We start from the raw sequence: 15,309 nt of genomic DNA on the forward strand, positions 1-15,309 counted from the left end.
AGAGGGGCCGGTACCAGTTAGGTCCTTAATAGGATAAAGCAATGAATGATAACAGGGCTGAGCCCGGGTGCAAGATGGACCCGGGCTCAGCTTGTTTTGTGTTCTATTTAAAAACCGATGTGTTAAGGGCTGCGCTGCTTGCGGATTGCATGTGAGGACTATCGAAGGCTGCAATGCTGCGTGCAATGAGAAATTGGGCGGCGTAATAGGTTGTCATGATCCACACGCCGGAGTAGCGAATATCTGAAACAAACATGTTCCAGGACAGGATCGAATCCGAGATGACAAACAGCAGGCTCCCGAGCATCGCCCACCGGTTCCCGGTCATAATGGCCGACCAGAGCATAAGTGAAATGACCGTGATATAAGCGATAACCGGAATAATCAAGCCGTGATCTCCATTGGCCTTAATCGAAGACACCAATTCGCTGCCCATGAATAACGAGTAGATTGCGATTGGAACGATGCTGAGGAAACGGAGGAGCGAGTAGCGCCATTGTGTGAGGAAGCCGGCCGCATAGAACAGATGTCCAATCAGAAAGGCGGTGAGACCGACCACGAACCAGATCAGTGTTCCATCACCAATCATACAGAAGAACAGCCCTATCACCAGAAGATAATGAACCTTTGATTTATATGGCGGGAATTGCCAATAAGCAAAGAGTATGATGAGCCACATCGGAATCAGCTTGAACAGCAGTTTGACCGCTAATGGCTCAGATGGAATCAAGAAAATGTAAATGACGCTCATGATCAGGATGACCAATGGCAACCCGTAACGCTTCAAAATAGTATCCTCCCTGTGAATATAGTCTTCATGCATAGACAATTCTTCGCTCCGTATCTGAATTCCTCTTTGCTCTCCGCATGAAATAGGAATGTAAAGCAAATAATGGAGATAACTTGAGTTTTGAAGGATGAGGATACCAACATGATAGGCTACCGATCTCGTAACCGCCGTAAAGCTCCAAAGAAGGATTCAGAGGAACTGGAGCTATCCTCGAAGACGAGGCCATCCGTAATTTCGGGCAATATGGAAGAACAACTGGCTCGTATACGAACTGAATCCGGAGACAGCCCGGATATCGTTATCCGCCGTTTGAAACTGGGCGGTCAGCCTGAGGATAATTGCGCCATCGTTTATCTGAACGGGCTTAGCGATCCCCAAATGGTCAACCATTTTGTGATGGAATCCCTGCTGCATGTAAATCCTGACCTATTGAATAAAGAAGACCCTGAAGCCATGCTGAAGCGGATCATGGAGGATGGGCTCGCGATGGGTGAATCCAGGACCATGACCGAGTGGAATGATATTATGCTTGCCATACTGTCTGGCGATACCGCCATCCTGATCGAAGGGTCGGAAAAAGCCATCGTAGCTGGTACGCAGGGTGGCGAGTGGCGGTCTGTGACGGAGCCGACTTCACAGCTTGTTGTCCGGGGCCCGAAAGACAGCTTTGTAGAGTCCATTGCCACGAATATATCCTTGATCCGGCGGCGGATGAAATCTCCTGATCTGTGGCTGGAGACGATGAAGATCGGGTCGGTAACCCATACGCATGTGGCGATTATGTACGTTAAGGGGAAGGCAGATCCTGAGATTGTGAAAGAAATCAAAGAACGGATACACGGAATCAAAATTGAAGGGATTCTGGAGTCCGCATACATTGAAGAATTTATTCAGGACAAAACGGTGACGCCGTTTCCGACGATCTATAATACGGAGCGTCCCGATGACGCAGCTGGCAAATTGCTGGAGGGACGCATTATCGTTTTGGTTGACGGAACGCCATTTGTCCTGGTGCTCCCAACGGTATTCGTTCATTTCTTTCAGTCGCCGGAAGACTATGCACAGCGATTTGATATTGCCATTGTGATGCGGATTGTCCGCTATCTTTGCTTCATTATTTTGATCTTGGGCCCGTCGGTGTACATTGCACTCACTACGTTTCACTATGAGATGGTACCAACCTTATTGCTGATTAGTTTGGTGGCTCAGCGGGAAGGTGTGCCTTTCCCTGCCTTTGTTGAAGCAATGCTCATGGAGATTGTTTTTGAAATACTGCGGGAAGCCGGCGTGAGGATGCCGAGAGCCATCGGGCAAACCGTTTCGGTTGTGGGTGCTTTGATCCTGGGACAGGCAGTGGTAGAGGCTGGACTGATTACGCCTGCGATGGTCATCGTTGTCGCCCTGACCGGTATCGCAAGCTTTGCGATACCGGCGTACAACTTGTCCATTGCAGGCCGATTGATCCGGTTTGGATTTATGGTGCTCTCAGGCATGTTTGGCTTTTATGGGCTCACCTTGGGATTAATCGTGCTTGTTGCGCATATGAACAGTCTCCGTTCCTTCGGTGAACCTTACCTGGCGCCCATAAGCCCGTTTCGGTACAAGAGCCAGAAGGATGCCGTCCTGCGGATGCCCTTTAAAACGCTTCAGTCTGCTACTCTCACCGCTTCGGCTTCCGGATCCGGCAAGCAGGGAAACCGTTCATCGACACAGCAAGGCATCGGGGCCGGTTCGGGCACTGCAGAACAGAACAACGGCAGCGAGAGAGGGGGCGGGGGCAGCAATCAGCATGCCGTCGCTCCCAGTGCCGAGGGGAATCGTAACTCAGGTTAGGAGCGATCATGAGATATGTTGAAACACAGATGGTTTGCCTTCCTTGTGCTTGGCTGCTGCCTTGCCATGATGACCGGCTGCTGGGATGCGGTGGAGTTAAACCGGCGGGCGATCGTATCCGGGATCGGTATCGATTGGATGGTGAGCAAGAGTCAGTACTTGATCTCTTTTCAAACAGTGGTTGCCGATGAGATCTCCGGAAAAGCAGGAAGAGGGGCCACACCGACATCAGTCTACCAAGCATCCGGTAAAACCGTTATTGAAGCGATGCGCAATACATCCCGAAAAGTACCGCGAATTATATCGCTGGCGCATACGGGCTTAATTGTCATATCCGATGATGTCGCGAGGAACGGCATCGTCGATTTATTTGATTATCTGGATCGGGATTCCGATATCAGGTTGACAGCTGAAATTCTGGTTGCCGGGAAGGGGCAGCGGGCCGAGGAGGTTGTCGCTGTATTGACTCCTATCGGGAAGATTACAGCCTTCGCATTGGCACAGAAGATCGATTTGACCTCCAGACAGTTAAGCGAGAACTTTCGGGTTGAAGTGGATGATGTTATCCGGGGGATGCTTACGCCTGGAGGTGGACCGATTATTAATGGTGTTATTATCGAAGGGAGCAAAGAGGGGGCAGCTAAGAAATCGAATTTGGAGAGTGCGAAGAGCGACGGGTTAGCCGTCATCTCCAATCTGGCTGTTTTCAAAGGCGGAAAACTCAAGGGCTGGATGACGAAGGAAGAGAGCCGCGGGACCGTGTGGATCAGGGATAAAATGCAAAAAACGCCATTGCATATCAAACTTGAAAATGGACAAGGTGAAGTCGCTTTCGATGTCATGCGCTCCAAGACCCGAATTGAAGCCGAATTTCAGGATCCGCTGCAGCCAATCATTCGAATTTTTGTTGAGCCGAACCTCTCGATCCGGGAAGTGAACAGCAGTATTGATCTGAGGGACCCTCATACGATGAAGATTCTTGAAGAGGCTGTCAACAAAGAGGTTGTGCGAATTTTGAAAAAAGCAGTAGAAAAAAGCAAGAAATTGGATAGTGACATTTTGGGATTCAGTCACGTAATCGAACGGACCAAACCGGCGGTCTGGCGGGAATTGAAAGACCGCTGGGATGTGATTTATCCGCGAATTCAGGTTGAATACCAAGTGAACTCGGTCGTGCGAAATTCACAGATGAGAGATCGTTCCTTTAAACACGACATCCACATCGAGTAACGAAAAGGAGGAGCCGTATGGAGAAGGTGAGAATTAGTCCGCTCCAATTCTTCTCACTGTTGGTCCTGTTTCAATTTGGAACCACGCTTGTCGTGAATCTTGGATTGCAAGCCGGTAAGGATTCATGGATCGCGATGCTGATCGGCATGATCATGGGTCTGCTGCTTTTCTCAATGAACGCTTTTCTCTACTCCCTGTTTCCCGATAAACTTCCGACTGTATATTACCGAATATTGCTTGGGAAATATTTAGGTGGATTTGTCGGATTGTCGTACGGTGTGTTCTACTTGCATACGGCTTCCAGAGATGTTGTTGACGGAGGACTTCTGGTGATGGCATCGGCAGCGCTGAAGGAAACTCCCCTGCTTATCGTAAATCTTATCATGGTGATGACGGTTGCGTATGTGCTGGGCAAAGGGATTGAGGTGCTCGCCCGTACTGCGCTGATCTTCTTAGCCGTCGTATTGATTATCGGAGGGTTTAGCTTGTTGGTCATCCTGTTTGCCGGGATTGTGGACCTGCAGCGTTTGCTGCCTGTGATGGGAGAAGGCACGGGGCCGATCTTGGAATCCGTAGTGGAGAAAAACATTCACTTTCCATTCGCGGAGCTTATTGTTGCTACAGTCTTAATGCCTGCCTTGAATCAGAAGAAAACAGGGATTAAGGCCGGTTATTTGGCGATATTATTTTGCGGCGTCATGCTGGCGCAGACCTCAGCCATTACCATTTCAGTGCTGGGAACGAATATTACCGAGCGTTCGGTATTTCCGCTGCTTACCATGGTCGGCAAGGCCAATATTTCCGAGTTTATCGAGCGAACAGAAATACTCGTGGTGATGGTATTAATCATTGGCGTGTTTTTCAAAATAAGTTTGTATTATTATGCGGCGCTGATGTGCACATCGGAGCTGTTTAAGATTCCGTACAAAAAACTAATCTATCCCTATGCTGTAATCATACTGGGGAATTCGATGGTTCTGTCGCGCTCCTATAGCGAACATCTTATGAAAGGGAGCAAGTATCTGTATACCGTGCTCCCTGTATTCACGATTGTCATTCCTGCTGTCTTGGTTATTCTGGGGATGATCCGCATCCTGGTACGGAGGATGAAATCCAAATCCAGATCCAAATCCGAACCTAATTCCAATTCAAGTCCCGCTTCGTGAGCCACATCCTATTATAAGAGGATTAGGATTGGCTTGCATGTCGGGACTTTTTCTTTTTGAAGAATTGATATACATCCGGAACGAACAATAAGATCAGCAGCAGGATAACAGTCCATTTTTCTACAATGGAGAACAGCGTGAATTTCCAATTGATGATAAAGTTAGTCCATGGGAAACCGAACAGGATGTCGGTGATTACGGTGAAGGCAAGACAGAGTGAGCCCATCAGGAAGGTGATTCCATATTTCTTCATATACATCGTTATGTCCTCGCGCTTCGTAAAGTATATATTACAGGTTCCAGAGCTTGGTTGTTTTAGTATGAGGGGTTTCTCGAATAAACATACCCTGTGGAGGATGAGTAAACGAGGGTATTCTCCAGAATCATTCTTGACCAATGGACGATCTGGCGTCGGGTTGAAATGTTGAAATTATGCGGAATATCCGGTTTCGACATTTTCTTAAAAAATAATGCTTGCTTTTTAACTTCTGGCGTAATATACTCTTAATTACGGTGATCAACACAACACCGGCTTACATAATACGCGGTCGTGGCGGAATTGGCAGACGCGCACGGTTCAGGTCCGTGTGGGCTAACCCCCGTGGAGGTTCGAGTCCTCTCGACCGCATCCAAGAACTTAAGCTGTTTTTCAAGTGAATTTCTACTTGAAGAGCAGCTTTTTTCGTTCCTATTCAGAGAGAAATCGCGTTATACTAAAGATGAGAGTGTGTTCTTCATTTGGGTGAAATTGATGGAGTTGGATATATAGTATAGAGGACCCGTTAACCGTTGTAGCCGATTAATACTTTGAATGTAAGGGGTGTGATCATATGATAAAACCTCAAATTGGGTTTGGCTTTATTTTACTGCTGCTTATCGTTGTGGGCCTGGTTGCAGGCTGCCAGCCATCGGATGGAGGGGATGGGGCCCAAGCTCCGGTGCCGGAGCAATCCCCGAATGCTCCGAACAGAGCTAACCCTGAGGGAGAATCTCCTGCCAATTCGAATCATGCTGCGGGTGAAGCTGATGACGCCGGAGATCATAGTGCCGATGCAGAACAGAATCATACGAATGACCAGAAAGCTTCGGCCTTACAGCCCGATGTGGATTTAGCGGATGTGACGGCAGTCAGGCTGGTTAATCATAAAACGGGATGGATAGGCGGAGAAGGCTGGATTGCATATAGTGATAACGGTGGTACGGAATGGGAGGTTCAAGCTCAGCTGAAGGGAACCGTGCGTCAAATCTTTGCACTGAACGGCAAGCAGGCTTGGGCCGTTATGGAGAATAACGATCTCTACCGCACAACCAATGGCGGGCAGACATGGGACCGGATTGGAAGCACGCCGAATGGGGATTTTCTCCATTTTATATCACCAGAAAGTGGATTCAGTGGTCAGGCCATAACAGAGGATGGAGGCAAGACCTGGAGCGAAAAGGATATACCGGATACAACCTTGGGCGAGGATTATTTTCATGAGTATTCAACGGGCTATGCAGGGGAGCCGACGGATGATAAATCGCTTTGAATTGTGAAAAACCGCCGATGAGGGTTTTCTCAAAATGAGAAAAAGCAGATGGGGAAGCGAATGGTTTCCTTGTCTGCTTTTTTGCTGCACTGCATCTTGGGCAGGGGGTTGTAGAATGTGGAGCTTGGCAATTGATTTTTACGTTTACGGAAACTCTTTGAATACAATGCGGGAGCCAGCCCACCGCCCGGCTGTAATTCCGAATAAACCGAAGAAGGCAACCAGAACTATCAGATCGTAAGAGTGCCAGCCTATCAGAAATCCGATGCCGCTGCCCATCGTAGTTCCGGCCAATAATCCCAATGCCCCGCCAATTTCCTTATGGCGCAACTTCATGCGTGAGTCACCTCCATTCTGGATGCCGCGATTCTCGATGTTACTTGTATTCCCTGATCTCTTCCAAATATGCCATAACAAAAAATAAGCCCAGCCAAGCCGGATCAAATCCGGCCTGCTGGGCGTTTGGTTCGTCATCTTAAGTATGGTTATTAAAAATCATGATAACTTCATTTAGGAGAATCTTGCTTCAATGCGCAATCTGCGAACAGAACAGATTTAGGGATACGGAAGAACTGTTCCGCTTTTTCCTGAAATGCTCCGGATGGTACGGTGCCTTGATGCAGCCATTTGCGGAACGTGCCGGGATGGACGCCGATCCAGCGGCTGACATCGCTTACCGACAAATCATGAACCATGCACAGGCCTGTCAGAATCCGATTGCTAACCGGAGAACGTGTCAGGGTGCGTTTCATGAAGCGGGAAGGTGCAGGCTGACAGATCAATGGTGATTTCTCCAGCAGTTCTTCTCTGAAGAGGATATGACGGGGATAACCCAAGTAGCTGCAGGCTTTCTCCAGGTTGTTTTTTCCGGGAACGCGTCCCTCATACACCCAGGCACTGACACTACGGGAGGATACTCCCAGTTCTTCGGCCAATTGTGACAGCTTGATGTCGTTGGCCATAAGTATGGCTAGCAGGACGCGGTTACGAATTTGGCAGCGGGTCGGCCGGCGAAAGCGCTTGACTCGCACACCTTTCCCCAAATATTTACGATTGATCAGGGACCACGCCTCTATGGAGTGTTTTTCTTGCTGCAGTTGTGTAGGCATAATTCCTCCGATTTTTTTAACACAATACTACAATATTCGACACTCACTTTTCAATAGCCAATCGTTAAACATTTGTTTCCATTTCGTTGTTACGTGATTTGTAAGGGCAGTGTAATCGTCTGAAAGTCCTGGTTTAACAATTTGTTTACAGATGTTATCGTTCGTCTTTTAGTCATTATATTATTTTATATCAGAATTTATTATTTGTTTATGCTTAAAACACGAACGAAAAATATGATTATGTTTGACATATTCGTAATTTGAGTTTATATTAACTGTGGTTGTTGAAGTTGAATGATGCTTATTCGTATATCCCTGATAATAAGGTTCAGGGGTTTCTACAAGGGACCTTAAATTCCTGACTACGAGTAGGATGCGCAAGCATACCTATTCGTAGCAGGATTTTTTTGTGCCTGGAGTCGGTGTGCAAGAGTACAGTCAAACACACAGGGGGATATGATGAGCAAATATGATGTTATCGTGGTTGGCGCCGGACCGGCGGGAATATTCGCGTGTTATGAACTGACATTGAAATCACCGGGCAGCAAGGTGCTGCTGGTGGACAAGGGGCATGATATTTACCGGAGAAGCTGCCCGATTCTGGAGGAGAAAATCAAGCTCTGTCCGCCAGCCATAGGGCGCAAAGAATTTGCCGGATGTCTGCCGGCTTGCTCGATTACGGCTGGTTTTGGCGGGGCTGGGGCATACAGTGACGGCAAATTCAACATAACGACAGAGTTTGGCGGCTGGATGACTGATTATTTGCCTGGCTCCAAGGTAATGGAACTTATTCAATACGTGGATGCCATTAATCTGGAGCATGGAGCGACACCGGCGATTACGGATCCAACCACGAATGCGATTCGGGATATTGAGCAGCGAGGATATGCGGCCGGACTTAAGCTGCTTCGCGCTCAGGTAAGACATCTTGGAACCGAACAAAATTTGGAGATTCTGAAATCGATCTACGAATATTTGAAGACCAGGGTCGATATGGCCTTCCGGGCAGAGGTAGAGGATCTGGTTACCGTCAAAGAAGACGGAACGTACCGCGTTACCGGCATTGCAATGAAGGGCGGAGAGGTTCATGAGGCGAATTTGGTTATGGTTGCCCCGGGACGAGACGGCTCTGCCTGGTTGACCAGCATATTAAAAAAACGCAGATTGAAAATGCATAACAACCAAGTGGATGTGGGCGTGCGTGTTGAAACCTCCGACGTAGTCATGAGAGAAATTAATGAGCACTTGTATGAAGGCAAATTCATCTTTAATACCTCGGTTGGAACCCGCGTGAGAACGTTCTGCAGCAACCCTTCGGGTCATGTTGTCGTTGAGAACCACAGCGGTGTGATGGCAGCCAACGGCCATTCCTATAAAGATCCGGCATTGGGCTCGGCCAATACGAACTTTGCGCTGCTGGTGTCCCATAAGTTCACGGAGCCGTTTGACAAGCCTAACGAATACGCGCGGGAAATCTGCAAGCGGGCTAACGATTTATCCAGCGGCGGTGTTATTGTACAGAAATACGGAGACGTGCTGCGCGGCCGAAGATCAACCGAAGGCAGAATCCGCGAAGGTTTTCTGGAGCCGACTCTTAAGGAAGCAGTCCCCGGAGATCTGGGCTTGGTTCTGCCCTACAACACGATGAAGAGCCTGATTGAGATGGTTGAAGCGCTGGATAAAGTCACACCGGGCATTGCATCCGAGCACACACTGTTCTACGGGGTAGAGGCGAAGTTCTACTCTGCTCGGCCGAAGCTGACGGAGTCCTTCGAGACGGAGATCAAGGGTCTATTCTGTGGTGGCGATGGAGCCGGAATTACGAGGGGACTTGCTCAAGCCGGGGCGGCGGGCATATGGATTGCCCAGAACATGCTAAACCGTTTAAGTTCATGATATCAATGGCAATTATCAAGAACAGGATGTTCTATCAGGAGCGCGTTCCGGCAGCAGCCGAACGATGCTCCTGTTTTGTTTTCTCGGGCTCCGTATCGGGACGGTTTACCGGCCTGCATGTAAGTGAGAGCGATTTCTTTTTTTGGACGAACGGGTTATGATAGATACGGGAGAATTACATAAACGCGAGAGATGGAGGAACGGGCGATGATTAAACATATTGTGTTTTTTAAATTGAAGGAGCCGACGGCTGAGAATATTGAGAAAACAGTTCAGGTGCTGCGCGACATGGATGGGAAGATCCCGATGCTCAGATCCATAGAAGCGGGGGCTGATCTTATTCGCTCCGAGCGCTCTTATGATTTGGCTTTGATAGTTGAAGTGGATAACCTTGAAGATCTGCAGGCTTATGCCGTTCATCCTGTTCATCAGGAAGTCATCCGTTACATTAATACGGTGAAAGATCATACGCTTAGCGTCGATTTTGAAGTGTAGGCGGTTTACAATAGACATACAACAACAGGCTGGAGGAGATTTGCCGTGTATTATGTGAATCAAGAGCAAATTGAACGGCGGCTGAAAGCGATCCCTGAAATAGCTGAAGGATTGCGAACTGCAGCGCAATCATGGGATGGGGGCCTGGTGCTTGGCTTGGTACAGGAGCGCGGGCTTCATCTGGCGATTGAGGTCGTTACGGATGTCGGAAGTTATCTGATTGATGGGTTTATTATGCGGGATGCCAGCAGCTATGAGGATATTATGGACATCAACCATGAGGAAAAGGTGTTCCCTCAAGAGGTTCATACCGTGCTGCTGGAGCTGGTCAGACTGCGTAAACCGCTCGTTCAGGACTACTATGAATGGGACAGGCATACACTTCATCCTTTAACTGCCGCTCTGCCTGATGTGCTGGAGCAGTTTGCTGAGAACGTACGCCATTATCTGAAAAATGAAATGTATTAACTGCTTGCTGTATCTCTTTAGAAGCAGTTCCCATGTTAGTTAATATAGGCTCGACTCTATAACTATTCGCAGCAGACCGCCAAGAATCCCTTGAGCGGTCTGTTTCTATGTGGGGATCCATCCATAAACACACGTTGTCCGAAGCCCTGCCGATTCCGGTTTTGTTCCTTGCCGGAAATAAAAAAACTTGTGATGTTGTGTCAATACAAGCCCATCCTGCTTATAATGCATCAAGCGACTAGGCATTCGCCCGGTCGGACGAAAGGAGGAGTTCCCTATGACAGAGTGGAGTGCGCTGGTGGCTGGCGTCGGCATCGTTCTGATTGCGGTAGCAGCGATCATCGTGATGCTGTCGATGAAGAAACTGCTGAACCGGACCGAGGCCATGCTGAGCAGGCTTGAGGAAGACAGTACTCAATTAGCACAGGAGGCCTCGCAGGTGCTCCGGCAAACGTCTGTCTCTTTAGAGATGATTCAGCGTCAGCTGGCAGCTGGCGAGGCTTTTGCCGCTTCCATGACTGATGCTGCATCGGCGGTAGCCAAGACGGCAGATGCCGTTCACGCCGTAGGGAAAAAAGCCTCTATCACCGCCATCGAGCATTTGGAACGTGCACGCCTCGATAATGAACGTCAAATCGGGGAGATGTTCCGATGGGTGGATGCCGGGATGACACTCTGGCATTCATGGAGCAGGTACACCTCCAAGTCCGGCGAAGGGCAGGCCAAATAGAAGGAGAGATGGGATATGAAAGAGAAGGGCAAAGGACTCCTCTGGGGAGTATTAATCGGCAGTGTTGCAGGTTCCGTTACAGCGCTTCTTCTGGCTCCGAAATCCGGCAAAGAGCTTCGAGGGGATATTGCTGACGGCGCCCGGGGTATCGGCAGCAAGGTTCAGGAGGTAGCGGAGAAGGTAGGAGAGCAAGGCGTTAATCTGATTGGGATCATGACCGATCGGGCAGAGAACGTAATCTCCGACATTCAGTCATGGCGTAACCGGCAAGAGAGCTGGCTGGCAGAAGAAGAAGTTGCGCAGGTCTCTTCATTTGATGACGAGGATTTTGAAGAAGAGCCGTTTGCGTCCTACACTTCGGATGTGAAGGTCAACGATTAACAAGAGTTTAGCATTCGGTATCTAGCGCAGCATTCATGAGGATAAGCAATATGCCAAAATACATGAAAGCCGGTGTCTCATTTGAGACCCCGGCTTTGCTGTGAATTGGAGATGAGAGATGATATTACTGCCCCTTGTTCCTGTAATGAAAATACGGCGAACGAATTTCGTTATTATAGGATTTATGAAAAATATGTGTTGTCGCTGGTGAGACTGGAGGGATCAACCAGCTCCAATCCCCGGTAAGCTCACGCTTCGCCTGCTCTTCCCGTCGTTCAAACAAGCCGAACTGGGTTGCCGCCGTATGGTGATCTACGATGCTGACGCCTGCTTTTTTGAAGGAATAGAGCACGGCATAATTCAGTTCAACCAGTGCGCGATCCCGCCACAAGGTGGATTCGTTGGACGTATCCTGCCCCATAAGCTCGGCAATAAGCGGAAGTTTGTTGTAACGTTCCTTATCTGCCAAATTGCGGGCTCCAATCTCGGTTCCCATATACCAGCCATTAAACGGGGCGGCCGTATACATAATTCCGCCGATCTCCAGCAGCATATCCGATATGATAGGCACCCCGTACCATTTTAACCCCTGGTCGATAAGGTCCGGCAGTTCCGGATGCTCCAAGGAAACCTCCAGTACAGAGGAGTGTGGAATCGACAGCCATTCCGGCGGTTCGTTGTCCTGCTGAACAACGAGCGGCAGGACATCATGATGGGTCAAATCACCTTGCCACCCAAGCTCCATGCATTCCTTCGTGAAGGATATGGAAGCCGGGTCACCTACTGTACCGTCAGGCGTTTCGTAGCCCGCATATCGTATTAATTGATGGTTTTTGATCGTGAGCGGGGGTTCACCTGGACGGGATGGTCGGAAAATCGTAATGGTCGGTACGATCTTTCCGCCATTGGTGGCATTCTCGATATGCCGGATAAGCTCCGAAAAGATGTCAGAAGTCTTGCTCAAGTGTCTGGCATCGGTTACTTTGAGCCGATCCCAGAATAATCTGCCGATGCAGCGGTTGCTGTTTCGCCAGGCCATTTTGGCTCCGTGCGTCAGCTCCTCTGACGTATGCTCATATGTACCTGTGAGCTCGATCTGTGAGCGGATGTCCATGAGCCGGGATTCCGCTTCTTCCTGAGTCCGGTTTAGTTCTGCATAACAGAGCCCGATAAATTGTTCCGCCGACTTCATAAGTTCGGATGGATGTATGTTGTCCTTCACGTGATATTCTCCTTTACTATGCGCACTCATTATAGTATAAACTACCCACGTTTGACGAATAGCACAAGAGTCCTACAATTGCATGAACAAAGTAAGAGGAGGGCTCTACAGCGGCGTCCTCATTGAAGACAAAGGTAAATTGGGGTAAGATTTAAGGTACATTTCGATCCGAAATGACATATGGTATCACTGTAAACCATGAATATGATAAGAAGGAAGCGGTGGGTTCGTGCAGCAAGCAATCGCAATACTAGACTCGGGTGTGGGCGGGCTGACTGTCGCTAAAGAAGTGATGAGACAGCTCCCGAGAGAGAAGATTATTTATTTCGGAGATACAGCCCGCGCACCCTACGGACCCCGTACGCCGGAAGAAGTCCGATTATTTACGGAGCAAATTGTAGATTATTTAATTCAATATGATCCCAAAATGATTGTTATCGCCTGTAATACAGCAACGGCGGCGGCGCTCGATTATATTTCGTCTAAAGTGTCTGTTCCGGTAATCGGTGTTATTCACCCCGGTGCCAGAGCCGCAATCAGTGCAACCAAGACCGGTAATGTCGGCGTGATAGGCACAACGGGTACCATTGGCAGTGGAGCGTATACAGCGGCTCTGAAACAGCTGTCACCTTATGTCGAGGTGCAGAGCCAAGCCTGCCCTAAGCTGGTGCCGCTCGTCGAACATGGATTATTTCGCTCTAAGGAATCCTTGCAGGTTGTGCAAGAATCCCTGAGAGGCATCAAGGACACGTCCATAGATTGCCTTATCCTGGGCTGCACACATTATCCGTTTCTCAGGAATACCATTCAGACCGTCATGGGTCCGGCTGTCAAGCTGATCAGCTCCGCCGATGAGACAGCACGTGAAGTCAGTACCATTCTGTACGATAAAGGCCAACTCGCAAGCAGTGAGGAAAGCCCGGTGCATCAATTCTTCTGTACAGGAGATCCGGTGATTTTCCAGAGCATCGCTACGGAATGGCTCGGGGATCATATCAAGCGGACGCCGGTTGTTTGGCAAATTACGAAGCTATAATCTATGGTTCATTTCCTTGGGCTTATCAGGAACGATGAAGGTCATCAACATAAGCAGGCCGGACAAGGGATATCACCTTAGCGGTCTGCTTCTTCAATTTCACAGCATACATGTTGGACAACCAGCTGCTCATATACATGGAATGGACGCTAATCGAAGCGGCCTTGCCGCGGAAAGGAATCCATTATGCAGCAATATGTCGTACAGAAAGGCGATACGCTTAGGCGCGTGGCGGCCAGATACAGTCTGGCGTTTGAACAGCTGATTACGGCGAATCCATGGGCGGCGCAGCAGCCGTACCTCCAGCAGGGACAAATGTTATATCTTCCTACTTCATTGCGTCGACGGTATGTTATTCAGGAACATGATACCTTTGATAGTATTGCCGGGACCTTTCGTTTTCGGAAGGAAGCTCTGGAAGAACTGAACCCCGGGTTATCGGCGAACCATCTGCCACAGGGAAAAACGATTGTCCTTCCGGCAACAACGCATAAACATTGGATACGATTATCCGGCGAATATGGACCGCGGGATTTGGAGCGGGATATACAAGAGATGCAGCTGCATTATCCTGCAATCGAGTGGAGTATCATCGGCAGGAGTGTTATGGGCAAACCGATTTATGCAGCTAAAATCGGTAGGGGCCCTAAAAACCTTCACATCAATGCCGCTTTGCATGCCAATGAATGGATGACGAGCCCCTGCCTGATGCGGTTTCTGGAGGAATACGCCCAAGCCTTGACGGAAGGTTCATCGGTCTATTCTTATGAGCCGGATGAGTGGTACCGAAACTATACATTATGGATTGTGCCGATGGCGAATCCGGACGGCGTAGAGCTTGTACAAGAAGGGGTTACGCCTTCTCATCCATATTACGAGCGTCTTATTGAATGGAATAGCGGGCGTGAGGATTTTCGCCGCTGGAAAGCCAATATTAACGGTGTAGATCTGGGAGACCAATTCCCTGCCCACTGGGATGAGGAAGTGGCGCGTAGGGGGAAGGTCAGGCCTTCGCCGCAGGATTATGCGGGAAGCGCACCGTTATGCGAGGCGGAAGCCATCGTGTTGTATCAGCATACCCTGGACATCTCACCGGATCGTGCGATCTCGCTTCATAGTCAGGGGAAAGAGATCTATTGGAATTATCGGGATTACGAGCCGCCGGAAAGCGAGGGTATGGCCAGAACATTGGGTCAGGCAAGCGGTTATCATCCGGTTAAGCTGCAGGGCAGTGATGCGGGTTACAAAGATTGGTTTATTCAGCATTTTCGGAAGCCGGGTTTCACCGTGGAGATTGGTTATGGCATTAATCCGCTGCCGCTCGAAGATTTCGAAGATCTGTGTGTAGAGGTGGGATCCGTCCTGGCTGCGTTCATGTCTTTGAGATAGGCTGTTTTGAAACGAAAAAGGCACTGCAACGTATA

The 15,309-nt window shown here is 49.1% G+C and carries 16 protein-coding genes, 1 tRNA gene and 1 riboswitch; of the genes, 12 read left to right on the forward strand and 5 right to left on the reverse strand.

What is annotated here, in order from left to right; genetic code table 11:
• Nucleotides 1–103 precede the first annotated feature (103 nt).
• Nucleotides 104–787, reverse strand: coding sequence for a lysoplasmalogenase (locus B9D94_RS07750; RefSeq protein WP_063480241.1), 684 nt, complete (start codon nt 785–787; stop codon nt 104–106).
• Nucleotides 788–910: 123 nt separating this feature from the next.
• Between B9D94_RS07750 and B9D94_RS07755 the strand changes: the two genes are divergently transcribed.
• The 3 genes from B9D94_RS07755 to B9D94_RS07765 are packed head-to-tail and all read left to right on the forward strand — an operon-like array spanning nt 911 to nt 5,019.
• Nucleotides 911–2,623, forward strand: a complete 1,713-nt coding sequence (locus tag B9D94_RS07755; RefSeq protein ID WP_082834438.1) for a spore germination protein — start codon at nt 911–913, stop codon at nt 2,621–2,623.
• A 15-nt stretch (nt 2,624–2,638) separates the two neighbouring features.
• Nucleotides 2,639–3,853, forward strand: coding sequence for a Ger(x)C family spore germination protein (locus B9D94_RS07760; protein ID WP_148246760.1), 1,215 nt, complete (start codon nt 2,639–2,641; stop codon nt 3,851–3,853).
• A 17-nt stretch (nt 3,854–3,870) separates the two neighbouring features.
• The gene (locus B9D94_RS07765) at nt 3,871–5,019 is read left to right on the forward strand and encodes a GerAB/ArcD/ProY family transporter (protein ID WP_148246761.1); all 1,149 of its coding nucleotides are present in this window, start codon (nt 3,871–3,873) and stop codon (nt 5,017–5,019) included.
• Nucleotides 5,020–5,041: 22 nt separating this feature from the next.
• On the opposite strand, the gene B9D94_RS07770 is transcribed toward B9D94_RS07765, so the two are convergent.
• Nucleotides 5,042–5,278: a YczF family membrane protein gene (locus tag B9D94_RS07770; protein ID WP_006211749.1), complete on the reverse strand. Its 237-nt coding sequence runs from the start codon at nt 5,276–5,278 to the stop codon at nt 5,042–5,044.
• A gap of 285 nt (nt 5,279–5,563) precedes the next feature.
• On the opposite strand from B9D94_RS07770, the gene B9D94_RS07775 reads away from it, so the two are divergent.
• Together B9D94_RS07775 and B9D94_RS07780 are read left to right on the forward strand one after the other, a co-directional pair.
• Nucleotides 5,564–5,647, forward strand: a tRNA-Leu gene (locus tag B9D94_RS07775).
• 202 nt (nt 5,648–5,849) lie between these two features.
• Nucleotides 5,850–6,548 (forward strand): WD40/YVTN/BNR-like repeat-containing protein, encoded by a 699-nt coding sequence (locus B9D94_RS07780; protein WP_148246762.1) that lies wholly within the window; start codon nt 5,850–5,852, stop codon nt 6,546–6,548.
• Between the two features lie 144 nt (nt 6,549–6,692).
• On the opposite strand, the gene B9D94_RS07785 is transcribed toward B9D94_RS07780, so the two are convergent.
• Both B9D94_RS07785 and B9D94_RS07790 read right to left on the reverse strand, forming a co-directional pair.
• Complete coding sequence (locus B9D94_RS07785; RefSeq protein WP_036641604.1) at nt 6,693–6,884, reverse strand: hypothetical protein; 192 nt, start codon at nt 6,882–6,884, stop codon at nt 6,693–6,695.
• Nucleotides 6,885–7,054: 170 nt separating this feature from the next.
• Nucleotides 7,055–7,657, reverse strand: coding sequence for a helix-turn-helix domain-containing protein (locus tag B9D94_RS07790; protein ID WP_148246763.1), 603 nt, complete (start codon nt 7,655–7,657; stop codon nt 7,055–7,057).
• Nucleotides 7,658–7,942: 285 nt separating this feature from the next.
• Nucleotides 7,943–8,042, forward strand: a riboswitch (purine riboswitch).
• A gap of 74 nt (nt 8,043–8,116) precedes the next feature.
• Here B9D94_RS07790 and B9D94_RS07795 point away from each other — a divergent pair.
• The 5 genes from B9D94_RS07795 to B9D94_RS07815 all read left to right on the forward strand — a co-directional run bounded on the left by B9D94_RS07795 (nt 8,117) and on the right by B9D94_RS07815 (nt 11,627).
• Complete coding sequence (locus B9D94_RS07795; protein ID WP_006211744.1) at nt 8,117–9,553, forward strand: NAD(P)/FAD-dependent oxidoreductase; 1,437 nt, start codon at nt 8,117–8,119, stop codon at nt 9,551–9,553.
• Between the two features lie 207 nt (nt 9,554–9,760).
• Nucleotides 9,761–10,048 (forward strand): Dabb family protein, encoded by a 288-nt coding sequence (locus B9D94_RS07800; RefSeq protein ID WP_063480235.1) that lies wholly within the window; start codon nt 9,761–9,763, stop codon nt 10,046–10,048.
• Nucleotides 10,049–10,093: 45 nt separating this feature from the next.
• A complete protein-coding gene (locus B9D94_RS07805) occupies nt 10,094–10,516 on the forward strand; it encodes a DUF86 domain-containing protein (protein WP_076150996.1) in 423 nt (140 codons plus the stop codon).
• Nucleotides 10,517–10,793: 277 nt separating this feature from the next.
• A complete protein-coding gene (locus tag B9D94_RS07810; RefSeq protein WP_148246764.1) occupies nt 10,794–11,246 on the forward strand; it encodes a DUF948 domain-containing protein in 453 nt (150 codons plus the stop codon).
• A gap of 15 nt (nt 11,247–11,261) precedes the next feature.
• Nucleotides 11,262–11,627: a YtxH domain-containing protein gene (locus B9D94_RS07815; RefSeq protein WP_006211740.1), complete on the forward strand. Its 366-nt coding sequence runs from the start codon at nt 11,262–11,264 to the stop codon at nt 11,625–11,627.
• 124 nt (nt 11,628–11,751) lie between these two features.
• Here B9D94_RS07815 and B9D94_RS07820 read toward each other — a convergent pair whose 3' ends face one another.
• A complete protein-coding gene (locus B9D94_RS07820; protein ID WP_148246765.1) occupies nt 11,752–12,879 on the reverse strand; it encodes a nitric oxide synthase oxygenase in 1,128 nt (375 codons plus the stop codon).
• Between the two features lie 199 nt (nt 12,880–13,078).
• Between B9D94_RS07820 and racE the strand changes: the two genes are divergently transcribed.
• Both racE and B9D94_RS07830 read left to right on the forward strand, forming a co-directional pair.
• On the forward strand, nt 13,079–13,885 hold the full coding sequence (gene racE / locus B9D94_RS07825) for a glutamate racemase (RefSeq protein WP_006211738.1): 807 nt from the start codon (nt 13,079–13,081) through the stop codon (nt 13,883–13,885).
• A 186-nt stretch (nt 13,886–14,071) separates the two neighbouring features.
• Nucleotides 14,072–15,274: a M14 family metallopeptidase gene (locus B9D94_RS07830; protein WP_148246766.1), complete on the forward strand. Its 1,203-nt coding sequence runs from the start codon at nt 14,072–14,074 to the stop codon at nt 15,272–15,274.
• Nucleotides 15,275–15,309: the final 35 nt, after the last annotated feature.

The sequence above is a fragment of the Paenibacillus sp. Cedars genome (genome assembly GCF_003184205.1).
Classification (GTDB): Bacteria; Bacillota; Bacilli; order Paenibacillales; family Paenibacillaceae; genus Paenibacillus_AQ; species Paenibacillus_AQ glucanolyticus.

Excerpts from the sequence above, each read along its gene's own strand:
- B9D94_RS07760 (WP_148246760.1), top strand. The coding sequence starts at position 2,639 with ATGTTGAAACACAGATGGTTTGCCTTCCTTGTGCTTGGCTGCTGCCTT.
- B9D94_RS07765 (WP_148246761.1), top strand. The coding sequence starts at position 3,871 with ATGGAGAAGGTGAGAATTAGTCCGCTCCAATTCTTCTCACTGTTGGTC.
- B9D94_RS07770 (WP_006211749.1), bottom strand. The coding sequence starts at position 5,278 with ATGTATATGAAGAAATATGGAATCACCTTCCTGATGGGCTCACTCTGT.
- B9D94_RS07780 (WP_148246762.1), top strand. The coding sequence starts at position 5,850 with ATGATAAAACCTCAAATTGGGTTTGGCTTTATTTTACTGCTGCTTATC.
- B9D94_RS07785 (WP_036641604.1), bottom strand. The coding sequence starts at position 6,884 with ATGAAGTTGCGCCATAAGGAAATTGGCGGGGCATTGGGATTATTGGCC.
- B9D94_RS07790 (WP_148246763.1), bottom strand. The coding sequence starts at position 7,657 with ATGCCTACACAACTGCAGCAAGAAAAACACTCCATAGAGGCGTGGTCC.
- B9D94_RS07795 (WP_006211744.1), top strand. The coding sequence starts at position 8,117 with ATGAGCAAATATGATGTTATCGTGGTTGGCGCCGGACCGGCGGGAATA.
- B9D94_RS07800 (WP_063480235.1), top strand. The coding sequence starts at position 9,761 with ATGATTAAACATATTGTGTTTTTTAAATTGAAGGAGCCGACGGCTGAG.
- B9D94_RS07810 (WP_148246764.1), top strand. The coding sequence starts at position 10,794 with ATGACAGAGTGGAGTGCGCTGGTGGCTGGCGTCGGCATCGTTCTGATT.
- B9D94_RS07815 (WP_006211740.1), top strand. The coding sequence starts at position 11,262 with ATGAAAGAGAAGGGCAAAGGACTCCTCTGGGGAGTATTAATCGGCAGT.
- B9D94_RS07820 (WP_148246765.1), bottom strand. The coding sequence starts at position 12,879 with ATGAGTGCGCATAGTAAAGGAGAATATCACGTGAAGGACAACATACAT.
- B9D94_RS07830 (WP_148246766.1), top strand. The coding sequence starts at position 14,072 with ATGCAGCAATATGTCGTACAGAAAGGCGATACGCTTAGGCGCGTGGCG.